Here is an 18,661-nt window from a genome sequence, read left to right on the forward strand (position 1 = left end):
CACCGTTTAATCTGTTATCTGGATAATTTAGGACATCGTAAGGTGGATTTCTGGATTCAGACTTATAGAGAAATCAGGAAATGTGCAATGGTTTTTCGGGTTCATTCACCGACGGATAAAACTGATGGCGGTGCCGCGAGGTCCAATGGTTGCCCGTACAATATACCGGAATGTCGTAGAAAGCGGCCATATCCAATAATGTTTCGCTAAGGGCTTCGAACTCGGTAAAATATCGGGAGATGAAAATGGTTTTTTGGTGGGGGCCTTGAACAAAAATACCTACATCCTGAAGTTCAAAATAAACCAATTTGATGTAGTCAAAAACATCTGTTTTGCCTGAAAGGTTTGTAGAAACCAAATGTCGGTCTGAAACCTTTAATTGACCTACCTGATGCGAATAAACTAACAATCGGTGATAATAATACCGGATTGCAAGCACAAGGCTAATCACCAAGGCTGCAAGTGCCACATAGGGTGGAAAGCCCAAAAAAGGAATACCCCAGGCAGTGAGAGGGGCTATCAGAAGGTAACAAAGCATGGTGGCCCGATGTGCAATCCAAAAGGCATGGGTTGCAGCCGTTTTATCGAGCTGATATACTTTGAATATGTCCATTAAAAATAGTTTACGGCTTAAACGGTTTTTATGATTTTGGTTTCTGTTTTATTTGCCGAGTCGTCGAAAAAGTGGTTCAAGGTGTCAAAGATGGCTTTTAATCGGTTGTTTCCGATAATAATTGATCAATCAAGGCCGTCGGTGAAACCCGTTTCCGCACCACCTCCACCTCTCCCGTTTTCCGCACCAACACCTCTTCTGGAAAAGGCCGTAGGTTATACAACGAAGACATCGCATATCCATATGCGCCTGCATCTAAAATAGCCAGAATGTCGTTCACCCGTATTTCCTGAATGGGGCGATCTTTGGCAAATCGGTCGCCGGATTCACAAATATTTCCGGTCACATCATAATTGTATAAAATGCCTGTGGGGTTGGAAAGGTTGAAAATTTCGTGATAGGCATTATAAAACATGGGACGGATCAGGTGATTTTGTCCGGAATTGGTGCCCGCAAAGGTACGGGAGCCGATCCCGTTTTGTTTGAGCATGGTTACTTCGGTCAGTAAGATTCCTGATTCGGCAACAAAATACCTTCCTGGTTCGAACCAAAAAGCAAGTTGTTGGGGCAACGTCTCCGACCATTCCTTGATTCGTGGGATTAAGACCTGCTGGAATCCATCGTAATCGAAACTAGCTTCTCCGATGCGGTATGGGATCCCAAGGCCGCCGCCAAAATTGATGAACGTGAGGTCTGGGAAATTCGGAGCAGCCTCCAGCAATACTTCTACTGCCGACCATAAATCGGCGATATCTAAAATACCACTCCCAATATGTTGGTGTATGCCAATGATCTTAAGTCCATATTTTGCAGCAATTTCCAACGCTTGGGGCAAGTGCTCCATGGGGATGCCAAATTTGGACTTTTCTCCTGCTGTCACCACATATTCATGGTGACCAGCACCAACCCTTGGGTTCAGTCGGATGCACACGTCTGCGCCTGGATATGCCTCTCCAAATCGCGTTAGGCGGTAAAGCTCACCAATATTGAATAAACTGCCATAAGACGCTGCTGTGTGCATTTCTTCATCGGTAATGCTGTTGGCCGAATAGAGCACATCTTGCGGAGCAAATCCTACCCGTTTGGCCAGTTCCAATTCGCCGATAGAAACGGCGTCAATGCCGATGCCTTCCTCACAAATGATTTTAAGAATGGCTGGGTTGTAGTTGGCCTTCATGGCATAGAGCAATTTATGCGGCAGCAAAGAAACCTTGTCTTTGAGTTTCCGGCAGCGGTCCCGGATGGTTTCTTCAAAATACACATAAGTGGGGGTTCCATGTGTACTTGCAATTTGGCGTAAGGTCTTTGGTTGAAAAGGAACTTTCATGGGGTTTGATCTAGTGCAACGGGGGCTTTATAGCGATTGTTGTGCGCTACCATTGATGAACACTGCAAAAAATACTGGAATTACCTTGGATGCTAAGAACACATTTGGGGTGTTATTGGTATGATGCCCTAAAATACTTTGGATTAAGTGAAAAGCCGCTTCATTATTGTTAGTGTTTTGTCAATTTGGTCTTCGGAAACGTCTATGTGGGTGGTTGCGCGAATGGTAAATGGGCCAAAGGCCACCATGTTGATTCCTTCCTGTGATAAACGCTCCAGAATTTCTTTTGCGGGCTTGCTTTGGGTACCAAACATGACAATATTGGTTTCTGTTTTTTCGGGATCAATATCAAATATTCCCATTTCACCCAAACCCATAGCCAATTTTTTTGCAAGCCGATGATCTTCGGCCAACCGTTCTCGATGATGTTCGAGGGCATATAAGCCTGCTGCGGCGAGGAAACCAACTTGCCTCATGCCCCCTCCCCACATTTTTCGGTAGCGGCGTGCTTTGTTAATCAATTCTTTGCTACCCGCCAATACAGAGCCAACAGGGGCACCGAGGCCCTTTGATAAACAGACACATACCGTATCAAATGGGGCGGCATACGATGCCTCCGATACCCCAGTGGCCACGCATGCATTCCAAAGTCGCGCACCATCCAAATGAAATGCCAAGCCGTGTTTTTGGACAATGTGCGCAATTTCGTGGATTTTTTCCAACGGATACACCACGCCACCCGCTTTATTGTGGGTATTTTCCAGTGCAACAATCCGTGTTTGGGGTTCCCAGTAGGCGCCAGACCTGATGGCGGTTTCTATTTGAGCGGCTTTCAGAATACCTCGATGGCCCGGAAGGGTTTGGAATTGTAAGCCAGACAAAACAGCTCCGGCCCCCGACTCGTAGTTGAAAAGGTGGCAGCCGGATTCACAAATAACCTCATCTCCGGATTGACTATGAAGTTTAATTGCCAATTGGTTTCCCATTACACCACTTGATACAAAGAGGGCGGCTTCTTTTTCGAGCAGGGCTGCAACGGTGGCTTGGAGTCGGTTGACCGTAGGATCTTCCCCAAAGACATCGTCTCCAACGGGGGCCTCCATCATGGCTTGGCGCATGGCGGGTGTGGGCTGCGTAACGGTATCGCTCCTAAGGTCAACAGTGGTATTCATGAGGTATGAAAAATAAAAAGGGCTATAATATAGCCCTTGTCACAGGAAAACAAAATATTAGTACATGATAGTACCACCAGGGCTGATGGTCTGATTTGCGCCTTGTGGTTTTTTGTAGAGGTCGTTGCTACCACTTCCCAAAGGATCTACTTTTCCACCAGGTGAAATCACCACGCTAGAGTCGGGAAGGGTAGAGGTGCTCTTTCCAGTGTTAAGCGAAGCTTGCATGGCCTGCCACTGATTTAGGTTTTTGATACATTCCGGACAACCACATCGGGCCCAGTCGGAAGGCGTCCAATCTTGTGCGCGGGTTGGAAATCGGCCACCACTCCCACCGACATAACGAGCAGATTCTGTGGAAGACTCCACTTGAAACCCCGTATCTTTTCCGTAAAGGCTTAGTTTCATTTGTTGCCAGTTAATAGGGGTGAAATCTGGTTGAGAAAACCGATATAGCCCGATGATCCCAAAGAAGAACAGAAAGCCACCCATCAAAACTGCCGAGAAGTGTAAGGGTTTTTCATGCCATTTTTTGAGCCGTTCTAATTCCTTTTCGGAAGCAACGGTCGTCGTAATAGGGATTGCTGTGATGATTTTGGGCAAAGCAGTACCTTTGAACGCTGGTGTCGCAGGTGGAATACGCCTTCCAAAACCAGAGGTCTTGCTCGAAGTTGGTTTTTCTGGTTTGATTTCACCTTCCGAAAAACGATGCGGGTGAAGGCCGCTTCGCTGTATGGCTACAGGTTCTAAAGTAGGCAAGGGAGTGACAGCGTCTTCCGTTAGGGGCGTTTCGGAAAAATGGGCTATTTCTGAAATAAAAACGGAAGGCCCTGCTGTAATCACTAAAACAGGGGTGATTCCCGTTTTAAATTTAAACTGCCCTGTTTTGCCGTGCAGAATTTTCGATACTTCGGGGAACATCGTTTCTTCTGTATCATCTTCCTCTATGGGGGAGGGAGTAGAACGATTCACTACTTCCTTTCCTATGATCAGACCAGATGTGTCCGACACATCATTGGGGGCTGATTGTGCGATGTTTGGATCAGCAGTATTGATCGGATCGTAGGCTATGAGTTCCTCGAAAGCATCGTTTCCTCCCATAGGAAGCGAGGTTCGGATGGTGAAAACATTTTCCACGTTTGGTTCCGCTTCCGTCTCGTTCAGTGGAAAATGTGTCAAATGTCCATACCCCGATTCATTGGAAGTTTGTACTTGTGCTACTGGGTTGTTTGGTGCTTCAGGGTCGAGAGTATGGTGGGCAGTGGTTCCTTTTTCTGAATCTGTACTGCCAGAAGTGTCCATGAGCCTAGGTGATTCCGGTGTTTGTAACGGTTCCGGTGTTTGTTTCACGGGTTTATTCGCTGAATTGTCTTGTTGTAAGTCTTCAAAAATACCCATACTTTCCCAAAAGGAGCGGGCTTCATCGGTTGGAGGTTGCTGATCGGGCATATTTTGCTATGGGCTAAGTTTGCTTTAAACTAATCAAAAAAAGATCAATACATCAAGCCCATTTCCAATTTTGCTGCATCGGTCATCATATCCATGGTATAGGGCGGGTCGAAAGTCACTTCAAGGGTACATTTTCCTACCTCTGGAAGCGAACAAACCATTGTTTCTACCTCTCCCGGAAGCGTGAGAGCAGATGGGCAATTGGGCGTTGTGAGGGTCATCACGATGTGTACCCCATCGGGTGGTGTAATGTTGATTTCATAGATCAGGCCCAGATCATATACATTCACGGGTAATTCTGGATCATAGACCATTCGGATGGCATCAATGACCCGTTCTTTTGTAACCGGATAGTTATCGGAAACTGGGTTGGTATGTTGATTGGGATTGTTTTCGTCCATCATATCGGAACGTTCAGTTTGGGTTGGGTAAGGAATTATAGAGAAGCGGTATATCGGCTTGCGACTGCCTTAATTTTTTTGACCATCGCGGCCAATCCACCTTGTCGTTGGGAGGTCAGCAGGTGTTTTAGGCCAATTTCCTCTATAAAACGAAATTCAGTTTGGGCGATATCGGCTGGTTTTTGGAAATTCAACACCCGTATCAATAAGGCAATGATGCCTTTGGTGAGGTGCGAGTCGGAGTCTGCCCAAAGGTGCATTCTGCCTTCCTCCAGTGTTGCATGTAGCCATACCTGAGAGACGCAGCCATGTACCCGTGTAGCCTCGGTTTTAAGGGCAGGATCCATCGGTTCGAGTAAATTTCCTTGGTCTATCAGCAATTCAGTTTCTAGTTCCCAATCGCCGTCTGCCAATTGAAATTCGGCAATTACCTCGGCTTCGCGGTCTGCAATACTGGGGATCATTGGGTTCATAGGGGGCACATTGTTAAAAAAAGCGGCGTGCTTTCTGAATGCCTTGCACCAGAGCGTCCACTTCTTCGAGGGTATTGTAAAACGTAAAAGAAGCACGGACCGATCCTGAAAGTCCAAAACGGTGGTGCAAAGGTTGCGTGCAATGGTGGCCTGTTCGGACAGCAATGCCTTGTTTGTCCAAGAGGGTTCCCAAATCAAACGGATGAATATCTTGGACGATGAACGAAAAAACGGGAGCCTTATCGGTGGCGGGTCCATATAAAACCAGGCCGTCTATTGCGCGTAGTTGTTCATCTGCATAAGCAAATAATTGCTGTTCGTGCGCCTCAATTCCTTCAAAACCGAGTGTCATCACATAGTTTAGTGCGGCGTTTAAGCCTAAAAAGCCTGCAATATTGGGGGTTCCTGCCTCAAATTTGTGGGGTAGGACATTAAACGATGTTTCGTCAAAAGAAACCGTCCGGATCATGTCGCCACCGCCAAAAAACGGGGGCATTTGTTCCAGAAGGTGTTTTTTTCCAAACAAAACCCCTGTTCCGGTAGGGCCAAAAACCTTATGACCGGAAAAAGTAAAAAAGTCTGCATCTAATGCTTGAATATCTATGGGCAGATGCGGCGCCGATTGTGCACCATCCACCATCACCGGAATGCCTTGTTCATGGGCCATTTGAATCATTTCATGGATAGGATTGATCGTTCCTAGCATATTGGATACGTGAATCAGCGAAACCAAGCGGACGTTTTCGGTGAGTAGGGAACGATAAACGTCTAGGTCTATGGTCCCGCTATCTGTTACAGGAATGGCTTTGACCGTAGCGCCTTTTCGGCGGGCAACCAATTGCCAAGGTACGATATTGGCATGGTGTTCCATTTCCGAGACCAAGACCACATCCCCGGCTTTTAAGAAGGCTTCACCAAAAGAATGGGCCACCAAATTACAAGACATCGTGGTTCCAGAAGTGAGGATAATTTCTTCTTCGGAGGGGGCATTCAGAAAATGGCGTATCGTTTTTCGTGCGGCTTCGTAGGCGTCGGTGGCCTGTTGGCTTAATGTATGAATGCCTCGATGTACGTTTGCATTGCCTTGTGCATAAAACTGGTTGGTTGCGTCTAATACAGAATGGGGCTTGTGGGCCGTTGCCCCATTATCTAAATATACCAATGGTTTTTGGTTAATAGATTGGTGCAAGGCCGGAAAATCCGCACGAACGCGGTTTACATCAAACGCAATAGCGGTATTTAAAAGCATTGGGTACGGATTCTTATTTAGATTGAATACAAACAGAACGCCGTACCCTTCAAAAGGTTTGCCAGATTGTTCTCTTTAAACGCTCTTCATGAAACAGTATCAGCGCCTTGGTTCGGGTTTAACAACTTTGAGCGTGGTCTCGGTGTTGGCTTTTCCGACAGCTACAGAGAAGGTATAGTCGCCTTCGGTTAGGTAGAGCACGCCATTTTCACCCGGTTTTTGGTTGCCCAAGCTACCAGGTTGAGCAGAAAGGTTGTAGGAGACCTCGTTCAGGCCCATTCTTAAGGAGTGGGTAAAGGTTTTGAGGGTTTTGCCGGATTTGTCTTTTACCACAATTGTTGCATTCCCAGCAGTTTTTGCAAAAACGTACAAGGTTGTTTTAGGCTCAAAGGCGTCGCGCCATGTGGCTCCTTTTGTTCCCCATCTTTCATTAAACGTTACTTTTTCGGGTGTGAATAGGTGTAAATCTTTGGCTAATGTAGCCTCATCCAATTGTCGGAGTTGGGAGAGGTTGGCTATATAGATGGATCGCCCATGTGTGCCGACAATGAGATCTCCTGCCTTTGGATGAATGGCCAAGTCATGAACAGGTGTATGTGGAAAGCCATTGTCGAGCTGGTGAAAGCTCATGCCTCCATCCAACGAAGCATAGACGCCCAAATCTGTCCCCACAAAGAGCAATTTGGGGTTTGTGATGTCTTCAACAATCGCGTTGACAGGTTCGTGGGGCAGGTCTTTTCCGATGCGGGTCCAGTTTTGTCCATAGTCTTTAGAAACATAGACATAAGCATCGAAGTGGTCCCAACGATAGCCATTCAGGGTTACATAGACCGTGGCTTTGTCAAAGCGACTGGCTTTTACACGGCTCACCCAAAGGTTTGCGGGTAGATTGTCTGAGATGCGTTGCCAAGAAATCCCGCCATCTTTAGAAACATGTACCAAGCCGTCGTCGGATCCGGTGTAGAGCAAACCAAATTGCAATGGGGATTCGTCTATGGTGGCAAGTGTGCCAAAGGGAACATCTCCGGGCTTGCCGCCAAGGGTCAGGTCGCCAGAGATGGCCGTAAAGGTGTCGCCTTTGTCCATCGAGCGGTAGAGGCGATTGGCGCCAAAGTACAAAATATCTTGGTTGTGTCGCGATAAATGAATAGGCGTTTGCCAGTTGAAGCGGAGAGGCCGCTCGCCTAATTTATGGCGTGGCCGTACCGGGCGTGATTGCCGTGTGGCGCGGTTCATGCGGGAATAAAACCCAAATTGTGAGCCAAAATACACCGTATTGTTGTCTCGAAAGTCCACCTGTACCTGCATTCCATCGCCACCACCCAAACGTTGGTATGGGTAACGCCCATCGTCGGTCCATTCAAATGGGGACTGTTGGTAGGTGCTGGGGCCAACCCAGACACCGTTGTCTTGTAAGCCTCCATAGACATTGTACGGCTCTGCCATATCGAAGGTAACAGTGTAGAATTGGCCTACCGATGGGGTATTGATTTTAAACCACGAAGCACCGTCGTCATAGGAAATGTTAACGCCGCCGTCGTTTCCATTGATGAGATGGCCGGGCCGATTGGGGTTTATCCAAAGGGCATGGTGATCAGCGTGGACATTGTCGCCATTGATGTTTTGGAAGGTTTTACCCCCATCATCCGAGCGCAAGATCGGGACCCCCGCCACAAAAACCTTTTCCGGATTTTTTGGATGTGCCCAAACGGTTCCGAAATAATAGCCATAGGTATAATACACCTGATCTAAATACCCGTCATGGGTTTTTTTCCAAGATTTCCCGCCATCGGTAGAGCGGTACAGTTCTGCGCCAATCACATCGGTGTCAAATAGTTGCTGGTTGGCATCCTCTAGATATTCCACCAAAGCGATGGGTTTCACCTCGTCTCGGCGCACCATTTCGGTTACACTTTCGGGGGTGTATTCACGCGGGAAGCCAAAATTTTCGAGATATTGTTTTAAGTCCTCTTTTTTGAGCGCCAGAAAGGTTTCTTTGCTCATCGTCCGAAGGTCGTCTTTGGAAAGCCCTATTTCTGATTTTTGGGCGGACTTCGGCTTGGTGAATTGGTTGTCTAAGAAAGCATATAGGCTATTTCCGGAGATGCTCAGGCCAATCCGTCCAATCCCTTTTCCGGTGGGGAAACCCGCATTTTTGGTGGAAACCAGCGTCCAAGAGTCTCCGCCATTGGTGCTTTTATAAATGCCAGAGGTTTCGCCCGCCTCCTCAAAATTCCATGCACGGCGTGTGCGATACCACGCAGCCGCATACAATACATTGGGGTTGGCGGGGTCCACTACCAAATCTATCACTCCCGTATTTTCGTCAATAAATAAGGTTTTTTTCCACGTTTTGCCTCCATCGGTGGTTTTAAACACGCCCCGTTCGGGATTGGACGAGTAGAGGTGGCCAATGGCTGCTACCCATGCAATATTGGGATTGGTTGGGTGTAAGACCATTCGTCCGATGTGGTGCGTTTCGGCAAGCCCCAGATGTTGCCAAGATTTCCCCCCATCGGCTGATTTATAGACCCCTGTTCCGGCATATGACGAGCGGCTGGAGTTGCTTTCGCCTGTTCCCACCCAAATGGTATTGCGGCCCCAGTCAACAGCAAGGTCCCCGATTGTGGGGCTTGCTTCTTGGTCAAAAATAGGCGTAAAAGTAGCGCCATTGTTGTGGGTAAAAAAAACAGAACCAGACGCATACGCCACATAATATTGGGTAGGGTCCGATGGGTTAACATCGAGGTCGGTCACGCGGCCACTCATAATGGTAGGTCCAATATTCCTTAAAGGCAAACCGGCCACCCAAGACTGGGCTTTGGCCATCTTTCGGGTGTTAAATGCGCCCAATCGGGCGCTTTCGGAGGTAGGGACTACTTGGCTTTCGACAATGGAGGGCAAGGCAATCAGCCCGATTAGCCACAACGCCATGATAGAAAAAGTACGAAGACAACGCATACATTTGGAGGTTCAGATAGATGGAAACGTGAGGTAAATTTTTTTCGTCGGGAACTCTTTAGGAAAGAAAATACTACATAAACTTCCCGATTTAGACAAAGGTGGAACGCCGTATTCGGTTTCCGGACGGATATCTTGTACAAAATAAGCATAAAAAGATGACAGACTTTTCCTTAATGGACAAAAAAGCAATTGATGAATGGCAAACCAAGTCCATCCAAGATACATGGCGTATTTTTCGCATCATGAGCGAATTTGTGGAAGGATTTCAGACACTCAGTAGTCTTGGCCCTTGTGTGACTATTTTTGGATCTGCACGTCTAAAAGAAGATCATCCGTATTACCACAAAACCGTGGAAATTGGACAGAAACTGGTGGAACGTGGCTTTGGCGTTATTACGGGAGGCGGCCCAGGGTTGATGGAAGCGGCCAACCGAGGCGCTTCTCAAGGCAAGGGCGTATCGGTTGGGCTGAATATTACCCTGCCGCACGAACAGTTTTCCAATCCCTATGTTGATCCGGATAAACTCATTACCTTCGATTTCTTTTTCGCGCGTAAGGTGATGTTTGTTAAATATGCAATGGGATTTATTGCCATGCCGGGTGGATTTGGGACATTGGACGAGCTTTTTGAATCACTAACCCTCGTTCAAACCGGAAAAGCACGCATCTTTCCAATAGTTCTTGTAGGAAAGTCGTTTTGGGAGCCGTTGGTCACATGGATCAAAAGTACTTTAAAAGAAGGGGGATTCATCTCTCCGGAAGACCTTGAACTGATTCACGTTACCGATGATTCGGAGGAAGTGGTGAACATCATCACCGATTTTTATAAAAAGCACCGAATCAAACCGAACTTCTAACCCCTATTTTGTTCAAATTGTTTTTAACTACCTCTGCCACCCCCTATTTCTGCCAAAACCCATCATGAAGTTGTATCGTTTGTCGTTGTCCATCTTTTTGGTTCTGAGTATCGCCTTTTTTCAGGAAGCCCGTGCACAGGAGGAGCCGGATTCTACGGAAGTGGACATTCCAGAACCGCCCGAAACCAAGTCCCCTAAATCGCTGGGAGAACAAATTTCAGATTATCTTTCCCGCTATAATGCGGGTGCCATCTGGGGTATTAAAGTCATGGACCTGACGAATGGGGAGGTGCTGTATGAACGGAATCCCGAAAGACCCTTAACCCCAGCGTCTAACATGAAACTTTATACAACTGCGGCGGCCTTGGATTTACTTGGGGCGGACTTTCGCTACGAGACCGATCTCTACTATAAAGGTAAAATTGAAGGCGAAACACTACGGGGCGACTTATACATCCGAGGATCGGGTGACCCAAGTTTGGGTGGCTTATTTGATGACGAACAGAACGACTTGTTACGGGTCTTCCATGAATGGTCGGAGGCGCTGAAAAGAATGGGCATCCGGAATGTTGAGGGCAATGTGATTGGCGATGACGACGTCTTTGATGATTTTGCGCGTGGGGAAGAATGGGAATCGCGGGATTTTAACAATTGTTATGCCGCCGAAGTAAGCGGATTGTCCTTTACCGAGAACTGTGTGGAATTTACGGTCGAGGGTAATCGCCCCGGACAAAAAGCAACGGTAACACTACGTCCCGGAAATACGGAATATGTACAATTGGTGAACAAGACTTCCACTACTTCCGGTCGCGGGGTCAGTGGAGGTGTGGGGAGGCCCTACCATACCAATAATATGACGTTTACCGTAAAAGTGGGTTCTGGACGTTCTTATACCAACACCATGCCCATAACAAATCCGACGCTTTTTACGGCACAGGTATTTAAAGAAACCTTGCAAAATAGCGGTATTCAAATTTGGGGTCGTGCGGTGGATGTGGATAGTCTTGCGGAAAAACCTTTGTATCGTGGCTATGAAATGCGACGGGTGGGCACTGCTGTTTCGCCGCCGATGTCCGAAATTGCTGCCGTAATCAATAAACGAAGCCACAATATGTATGCCGAGCATGTACTCAAAACCCTCGGAACGACCACTTCGTGGGATGGCGTACCCCGGCCTGGTTCTGCCGTGCGCGGAGGACGCGCTATTCGGGATTTTCTGCGGAAAATTGGCACGCGGACGGATGACATTATCCTGACGGATGGATCGGGCCTCTCGCGGGGGAATAAAATTACCGCTGCTGCTACGGTTCGGTTATTGGAGTATATGTACCATCATCCCAATACCCAGACCAGACAGGCATTTTATAACTCTTTATCGGTTGCTGGGGTGGATGGAACCCTCAGAAAGCGCATGAAAGAATACCCAACCATCGGGAATGTCCGGGCGAAAACCGGATACATCAATGGGGTTCGGTCCTTGAGTGGGTATGTGACAACGGTGATGGGAACCCCTATTGCGTTCTCGCTCATTGCCAACCAATACAATACTTCTACGGGATATGTGACCCGCGTACAAGACAGTATTGTTAAGTTGATTGCCCGGTATCAGCATTAATTTCAAACAAGGGATACATGACCAAATTAAAAGCAACAACCGTTATTGCAATAAAAAAAGACGGCAAAGTAGCGATCGGATCGGATGGACAGGCCACCTTTGGCGATACCGTAATGAAGCATAAAGTACAAAAAGTACGGGTCTTGAACGAAGGGAAATTACTCGTTGGTTTTGCAGGTGGGACGGCAGATGCCTTCACCCTGATGGAGCGATTCGAGGAGAAATTGCGAGAGCGAAGAGGGAATGTATTGCGTGCAGCGGTAGAATTGGCCAAAGATTGGCGAACAGACCGTTACCTACGTCGTTTGGAGGCATTGATGGCGGTGGCCTCGCCGGATCATCTTTTGCTGATTAGCGGCACGGGCGATGTGATAGAACCGGATGACGACATTGTGGCCATTGGCTCCGGTGGTTCCTATGCCCTCGCTGCTGCACGCGCCATGCTCAAACACAGCCCCCAACTATCGGCCAAGGAAATTGTGACCGAAGCCCTGCACATTGCCGCCGACATTTGTATTTACACCAACCACGAGATCAACGTCCAAGAAATCTGATTTGGACGGCTTTTTTCTGAATAACCGAACTACATGAGTACCTCTTTAACCCCCCGCGAGATTGTTGCGGAGTTAGATAAATATATTATTGGCCAGCAAGAGGCCAAAAAAAGCGTGGCCATTGCTTTGCGGAACCGTTGGCGGAGGCTTAATGCCGCTCCCGAAATCCGTGACGAGATCATGCCCAACAATATCATTATGATTGGACCAACAGGGGTGGGAAAAACCGAGATCGCCCGAAGATTAGCGAAATTGGCCCATGCCCCGTTTCTGAAGGTGGAAGCAACCAAATTTACCGAAGTAGGTTATGTGGGACGGGATGTGGACAGCATCATCCGCGAGTTGACGGACCTTGCCGTGAATATGGTAAAAGCCGAGCAGAAGGCGAAGGTGCGTGTTCGGGCCACCGAAATGGCGCATGAACGAATTTTGGATATCTTGTTGCCCGCGCCTTCTGCTGCAAAAGAGAGTGGCCGTAGTTTATTACCTGCCGGATTTAACCTCTTTGGGGCGGAACAACGGCAACCGGGTGGAGCCGAGGAGCCAAAATCGGAGCATAAGCACGAAGAAGAACTTTATGGCCGCACCCGCGAGAAGTTTAAGAAGAAGTTGGAAGAGGGCGAAATGGATGATCGCGAGGTGGAAATTGAGGTGGCGGCCAATGGCAGCTCGATGATGCAGGTGTTTTCGCCGATGGGTATGGAGGAATTTGGCATGAACTTGCAAGAAATGCTGGGGCAAGGAAATCGTAAACGCAAAAAACGCCGGATGCCGATTCGGGAAGCCCGACAATTTCTGATAGACGAGGAAGCCCAAAAACTCATAGATATGGATGCCGTCCTTGCTGAAGCCATCGAGAAAGTGGAGCAATCTGGTATTGTATTCTTGGACGAGGTGGATAAAATTGCGGCCCGTGCAAACAAAGGCGGCGGAGCAGACGTTTCCCGCGAGGGCGTTCAACGAGACCTCTTGCCGATTGTGGAGGGTTCTTCCGTAACCACCAAACATGGCGTGGTGAAAACCGATCATATCTTGTTTATTGCAAGCGGGGCTTTTCATGTCTCGAAACCTAGCGACCTGATTCCGGAGTTGCAAGGGCGTTTCCCCATTCGTGTTGAACTGCACAGCCTAACCGAGGAAGATTTTTATCAAATCCTGAAGCAACCGAAGAATGCCCTGCTAAAGCAATACGAAGCGCTTTTGGCAACCGAAAACATGAAGATCACCTTCACGGAGGAGGCCATTCGCGAAATTGCCCGTATTGCAACACAGGTAAACGAGGAAGTGGAAAATATTGGCGCACGCCGTTTGCATACAATCCTGACTACGTTGCTCGAAGACACGCTGTTCGATGTCCCCGATGCCATGCCGGAAGACCATATCTTGGTGGATGCGGAGCGGGTACGCCTGCGCTTAGAAGGGATTTCCCAAGATAAAGACCTCAGTCAGTTTATTCTCTAAATAACCCTTCGGCGTAGCGCAACTTCGCGAAGGAGTTTATTCGTGGTAAACGGTCGGTGGCGGAATCCTTCGCCGTACTGCCGTTGCCGTAGGAGGTTTTAAGGGGAATAAAAACTTTGAAGTTTCGGCGAATGTCCTTAACTTGCTGTTTTCCTTCACCCAAAACCGCCTTTCAATGAAAAGAAGAGCCTTTCTAAACACACTCGGGACGGTAGGCGCCGCCACAGCCTTTTCCCCAGAAGCCTTTGCTGAAACCTTGCACGCGCTCTCTGCCCGCAAGGGATCGGTTGGCGAAATGGCCGCTGATGAATCCTACTGGTTGGAAGTACAGCAGGCTTATACCGTCAATCGCAGCATGGTCAACCTGAACAATGGGGGCGTTTCGCCAGCGCCGAACATTGTACAGCAGGCCATGAAGCGGTATTTAGACGTCTCGAACGAATCAACCGCCTATACCATGTGGCGGTGGTTAGAACCTCAGCGCGAAGCCGTCCGCCAACAGTTAGGACGGTTGTTCCAGTGCGACCCCGAAGAAGTGGCTGTTGTTCGGAATGCTTCCGAGGGGCTGCAAATTGCCCAATGTGGTTTCGACCTAAAACCCGGCGATGAAATCCTAACCACCACCCAAGATTATCCGCGTATGATCACGACGTATCAGCAGCGGGAACGGCGAGATGGCGTAAAATTGGTACAAATTCAACTTCCGGTTCCGGCAGAAAACGACGACGAAGTGGTACGCCGTTTTGAACAAGCCATTACCCCACGCACCAAAATCATTCACATCAGCCATATGATTAACCTTACGGGGCAGGTTCTTCCGGTGAAAAAAGTGGTACAAATGGCGCGTCATCGTGGGATACCCGTTATTGTTGATGGGGCGCATTCTTTTGCCCACTTCCCCTTCAAACAAGCCGATCTGGACTGCGACTACTTTGCAACCAGCCTACATAAATGGCTATGTGCGCCGCATGGAACGGGCTTGATGTATGTTAAAAAAGACAAAATCAAGGACTTGTGGCCACTTCAGGCGGCGCCAGCCTCGATGGACGAGAACATCCGAAAGTACGAGGAAATCGGAACGCATCCCGCCGCCAATATTTTGGCCATCTCCGAAGCGATTATGTTCCACAATGGCATTGGGCCAGAGCGGAAGGCGGCTCGCTTGGTCTATCTGCGGGAGCATTGGATGAAGCAATTGGAAGGATCGGATCGGGTGAAATTCCATACGAGTCGGAAGACGGGCTTGGCTTATGGCTTGGCGAACGTGCAAATTTTGGGGGTGGATTCGGTCGCATTAAGCGATTATTTGCTCCATAAATACAATATTTTTACCGTTGCCATCAAACATCCAGAGTTCGAGGGAATCCGTGTAACGCCACAGGTTTATACGACGATCGAGGAAATAGACCGTTTTGCCGATGCCATGAACGGCGTCATTAAAAACGGTATTCCCAAAGCATAGCGACATGAAAAAGCTGTTTTTGTTGGCGTTAATGGGCTTATCCGCATGTTCCGTCCCTCCGGATGCTGTCCGAAGAATCATCGCCACCGACCAAGCGCCCAAAGCCATTGGCCCATATAGCCAAGCCGTAAAAGTGGGAGACTCGGTGTGGCTTGCCGGACAATTGGGATTAACACCCGATGGACAGTTGATTTCCGGTGGCATAGAGGCCGAGACCAAACAAGCGATGGAGAACATCGCGGCGGTCTTGCGTGCTGCGGGTATGAACTTCTCGCAGGTGGTGCAGGTGAATGTGTTCTTGGCGGACTTATCCGAGTTCCAAAAATTCAATACGGTCTATGGAAGTTATTTTCCATCCGATCCGCCTGCCCGCTCAACCGTACAAGTGTCTGCATTGCCCCGAAATGCACGGGTACAAATTGCCGTAACGGCGGTTATTCACACCGTTAGAAAATAACCAAGATGGCAAAACCAGATTTAGTGGGGCTGGTGGTGCAAGATATGGCCCAAGCCCTGAAGTTTTATCGTCTGATCGGGCTGGAAATTCCGCCGGAAATGGATACTGAAGACCACGTGGAATTCCGTACCGAAGGTGGATTTCGGCTTGCATGGGATACCGTGGACTTGGTGAGGCAATTTCATCCTCATTGGAAGCCCGCTGACGGGCATCGGATGGGTTTGGCCTTTCTTTGTGAAGACCCCGAAGAGGTGGATCGCTTATATAATCGCCTTACAGAGGCTGGATACGTAGGCGTAAAGCGTCCTTGGGCCGCTTTCTGGGGTCAACGGTATGCAGTGGTGCAAGATGCCGACGGTAACTTGGTAGATTTATTTGCATGGATGAACGTTCCGGAGCCTTGAAAACGGTCGTTTTGGTTCTGAGCTACGCAGCCATCTCCCCAACGTGAATTATGCTGGGGAGATGGTTTCTCTTTCCATTGGCAGCCACATAAGCGCAAGGATTGACCGTCTGCACTTGGTAGCGATGGTGTCGTTTTAACTTTTTAGGCGCCCAAAGCATTTTTTCCTGTGGTTTTATGTGTCGGGAACCATCATGTGTCCTATTTTGAAGAGACGATAGGCTTCTTTAAGGGTTAATTTGCCATTGAGGGTCTTTTGTATTAACTTTGCATTTCAAAGTACACAGCCACGAATCCAAGATGGAACACCAATCGTCAGAATTTTCCGTAGAAGAACAACTCAAGGTCATCCGCGAGACCATGACCCGTTCTACCGCTTTCACCGAGGTACCTGGCTATGCGATGATGGGCATTGGGGTCTTGGCAGTGGTGGTGGCAGGTGTGTTGGAATACACGGGGATTTCATACATCACCTGGGTGGAGGCTTGGGTGTTTACGGCCTTGATTGCCATTTTTTTGGGCGCATGGGGGATTCACCTGAAAGCGAGAAAAGCGGAAAAGCCTCACCTTTCACAAACCGCTCGTAAATTTTGGCTCGGACTCGCACCGGCGTTTGTGGTAACGGCTTTTCTAACCATGATGGTTTTGGGGGTGACGCCGCATAATTATCAGGAAAAATTAAGCACATACTGGTTTATCCCATTAGGCGCACTCCGAATCTTACCCGCTCTTTGGATGCTGATGTACGGGCTGGCCATTACGGCTGCGGGTGCTTATTCCATCAAAGCGGTCACACAGATGGGCTTGTCCTTCTTGGGACTTGGTGTGCTGACGTTTTTGATCCCACAAATGAACATCAACCTCATGATGCTGATCGGTTTTGGTGGACTTCACCTCGCTTTTGGTTGGATTATTGCCAAAAAACACGGTGGTTAATTGGTGTATTTATCAAACCGTTGGGTGAAGGCATGTACAATTTAGACCCGCTGCTCATGGATCGTGTTCGACTGGGGATCATCAGTGCTTTGGCGGTGAATGAGGAGTTGTCTTTTGTGGTCTTACGGGAATTGCTGGCGGTGACCGATGGAAACCTGAGTGTACACGCCCGAAAGCTAGAAGATGCGGGCTATGTGGTCATTCAAAAACAATTTGAAGGCCGGAAGCCCAAATCAAGTTATAGCCTAACGGAAATGGGGCGAAAGGCTTTTGAACAGTATTTGGATCAGATGGAGCAGATGATCCGTGAAGTGCGTGGTGGATGAAAAGCCGTTATGGTGCATCGGTCCATACCTTTATATGATGATCCTGAAAAAGTTTGGTTGCTGAATGCGCCTCTTCTGCACGTTCAAAAACGCCAAAAAACGCCGCTCCTGAGCCAGAAAGCGAAGTATAAACAGCATTGGTTTCTTCAAAAAGGGTTGCCACGTGGCTGATTGCTGGAAAATGCGCCAAAATGGGGATTTGGAAATCGTTCACCAATGCTTTCCGCCAGTATTTCGGGTCGTTCGTGCATACGACCTCGCGCAAATCGGGACGGAGGTGGTTGTTGGGCGTTATCAACTGGTAGGCCAATGGGGTCGGAACAGCCACTTGCGGCATGGCCACCACCAAATGAAATGGAAAGGTATAGGGCGTTTGGTCTGCATTCAATAAGGGAGCCAAGATTTCTCCGCGACCAGTTGCAAACATGGGTTGCTCATGGAGAAAAAACGGAACATCAGAACCTAATGAAGCGGCTATTTCGGATAATTCCGTCATGGACACAGGCAAACGCCAACTTTCTGCAAGTTGCCGGAGTACCGTAGCCGCATCGCTAGAGCCGCCACCCAAGCCTGCACCAAAAGGGATGTTCTTTTGTAAGTGCATCCGGCAGCCCCGATCAACCTGGAATCGTTCTTGCAAGGCAAGGGCTGCCTTCATACATAAATTGGTGTGATCCGTAGAAAGGCGAGCATCCGAACAAACCAAAGAAAGGGTGTCGCTGGGTGAAAAAGTAAGTTCATCCACCCATTTAAGGGCCAGAAATACGGTCTCTATTGCGTGAAATCCATCGTTTCGTTTATGGAGGACATGAAGTCCGAGATTGATTTTGGCGGGGGCTTGTTTTTTCATGGAAAACCGAGGTTGAAGGCTTCGTATTTAAAAAGCGTGGTAAATTAACGGTTCCTCATTGCGGAACCTACTTGGGCGAGAGTAGTTTATCC

The 18,661-nt window shown here is 48.4% G+C and carries 18 protein-coding genes; 9 read left to right on the forward strand and 9 right to left on the reverse strand.

Annotation, left to right across the window (positions count from 1 at the left end):
• Positions 1 to 73 precede the first annotated feature (73 nt).
• From JNN12_11765 to JNN12_11800, 8 genes are all read right to left on the reverse strand, one after another.
• Positions 74 to 613 (reverse strand): hypothetical protein, encoded by a 540-nt coding sequence (locus JNN12_11765; protein ID MBL7979007.1) that lies wholly within the window; start codon positions 611 to 613, stop codon positions 74 to 76.
• A 97-nt stretch (positions 614 to 710) separates the two neighbouring features.
• The gene (lysA, locus tag JNN12_11770) at positions 711 to 1,940 is read right to left on the reverse strand and encodes a diaminopimelate decarboxylase (protein ID MBL7979008.1); all 1,230 of its coding nucleotides are present in this window, start codon (positions 1,938 to 1,940) and stop codon (positions 711 to 713) included.
• A 143-nt stretch (positions 1,941 to 2,083) separates the two neighbouring features.
• Positions 2,084 to 3,112, reverse strand: coding sequence for an aminotransferase class I/II-fold pyridoxal phosphate-dependent enzyme (locus JNN12_11775; protein MBL7979009.1), 1,029 nt, complete (start codon positions 3,110 to 3,112; stop codon positions 2,084 to 2,086).
• A gap of 57 nt (positions 3,113 to 3,169) precedes the next feature.
• Entirely contained in the window at positions 3,170 to 4,561 is a 1,392-nt protein-coding gene (locus JNN12_11780) for a hypothetical protein (GenBank protein MBL7979010.1), read from the reverse strand.
• A 44-nt stretch (positions 4,562 to 4,605) separates the two neighbouring features.
• Positions 4,606 to 4,962: a DUF59 domain-containing protein gene (locus tag JNN12_11785; GenBank protein ID MBL7979011.1), complete on the reverse strand. Its 357-nt coding sequence runs from the start codon at positions 4,960 to 4,962 to the stop codon at positions 4,606 to 4,608.
• A 35-nt stretch (positions 4,963 to 4,997) separates the two neighbouring features.
• Entirely contained in the window at positions 4,998 to 5,435 is a 438-nt protein-coding gene (locus JNN12_11790) for a SufE family protein (GenBank protein MBL7979012.1), read from the reverse strand.
• Between the two features lie 13 nt (positions 5,436 to 5,448).
• Positions 5,449 to 6,684 (reverse strand): cysteine desulfurase, encoded by a 1,236-nt coding sequence (locus tag JNN12_11795; protein ID MBL7979013.1) that lies wholly within the window; start codon positions 6,682 to 6,684, stop codon positions 5,449 to 5,451.
• 99 nt (positions 6,685 to 6,783) lie between these two features.
• Positions 6,784 to 9,618 carry a glycosyl hydrolase gene (locus tag JNN12_11800; GenBank protein ID MBL7979014.1) on the reverse strand — a complete coding sequence of 945 codons (2,835 nt, stop codon included), beginning with the start codon at positions 9,616 to 9,618 and terminating at the stop codon, positions 6,784 to 6,786.
• 185 nt (positions 9,619 to 9,803) lie between these two features.
• Between JNN12_11800 and JNN12_11805 the strand changes: the two genes are divergently transcribed.
• From JNN12_11805 to JNN12_11845, 9 genes are all read left to right on the forward strand, one after another.
• Positions 9,804 to 10,505 (forward strand): TIGR00730 family Rossman fold protein, encoded by a 702-nt coding sequence (locus JNN12_11805; GenBank protein ID MBL7979015.1) that lies wholly within the window; start codon positions 9,804 to 9,806, stop codon positions 10,503 to 10,505.
• Between the two features lie 64 nt (positions 10,506 to 10,569).
• Positions 10,570 to 12,120 carry a D-alanyl-D-alanine carboxypeptidase/D-alanyl-D-alanine-endopeptidase gene (gene dacB / locus JNN12_11810; protein ID MBL7979016.1) on the forward strand — a complete coding sequence of 517 codons (1,551 nt, stop codon included), beginning with the start codon at positions 10,570 to 10,572 and terminating at the stop codon, positions 12,118 to 12,120.
• 17 nt (positions 12,121 to 12,137) lie between these two features.
• Positions 12,138 to 12,674: an ATP-dependent protease subunit HslV gene (gene hslV / locus JNN12_11815; GenBank protein MBL7979017.1), complete on the forward strand. Its 537-nt coding sequence runs from the start codon at positions 12,138 to 12,140 to the stop codon at positions 12,672 to 12,674.
• Between the two features lie 33 nt (positions 12,675 to 12,707).
• On the forward strand, positions 12,708 to 14,135 hold the full coding sequence (gene hslU / locus JNN12_11820) for an ATP-dependent protease ATPase subunit HslU (protein MBL7979018.1): 1,428 nt from the start codon (positions 12,708 to 12,710) through the stop codon (positions 14,133 to 14,135).
• A gap of 175 nt (positions 14,136 to 14,310) precedes the next feature.
• Entirely contained in the window at positions 14,311 to 15,597 is a 1,287-nt protein-coding gene (locus tag JNN12_11825; GenBank protein ID MBL7979019.1) for an aminotransferase class V-fold PLP-dependent enzyme, read from the forward strand.
• A gap of 31 nt (positions 15,598 to 15,628) precedes the next feature.
• On the forward strand, positions 15,629 to 16,054 hold the full coding sequence (locus JNN12_11830) for a RidA family protein (GenBank protein ID MBL7979020.1): 426 nt from the start codon (positions 15,629 to 15,631) through the stop codon (positions 16,052 to 16,054).
• Positions 16,055 to 16,059: 5 nt separating this feature from the next.
• Positions 16,060 to 16,458 carry a VOC family protein gene (locus tag JNN12_11835; protein MBL7979021.1) on the forward strand — a complete coding sequence of 133 codons (399 nt, stop codon included), beginning with the start codon at positions 16,060 to 16,062 and terminating at the stop codon, positions 16,456 to 16,458.
• 299 nt (positions 16,459 to 16,757) lie between these two features.
• On the forward strand, positions 16,758 to 17,393 hold the full coding sequence (locus JNN12_11840) for a hypothetical protein (GenBank protein MBL7979022.1): 636 nt from the start codon (positions 16,758 to 16,760) through the stop codon (positions 17,391 to 17,393).
• A 32-nt stretch (positions 17,394 to 17,425) separates the two neighbouring features.
• Positions 17,426 to 17,719, forward strand: a complete 294-nt coding sequence (locus JNN12_11845; GenBank protein ID MBL7979023.1) for a transcriptional regulator — start codon at positions 17,426 to 17,428, stop codon at positions 17,717 to 17,719.
• A 7-nt stretch (positions 17,720 to 17,726) separates the two neighbouring features.
• Here the strand turns inward: JNN12_11845 and ispE are convergent, their stop codons facing one another.
• Positions 17,727 to 18,569 (reverse strand): 4-(cytidine 5'-diphospho)-2-C-methyl-D-erythritol kinase, encoded by an 843-nt coding sequence (gene ispE / locus JNN12_11850; GenBank protein MBL7979024.1) that lies wholly within the window; start codon positions 18,567 to 18,569, stop codon positions 17,727 to 17,729.
• Between the last annotated feature and the right edge of the window lie 92 nt (positions 18,570 to 18,661).

The sequence above is a fragment of the Bacteroidetes Order II. bacterium genome, assembly GCA_016788705.1.
GTDB lineage: Bacteria > Bacteroidota > Rhodothermia > Rhodothermales > UBA2364 > UBA2364.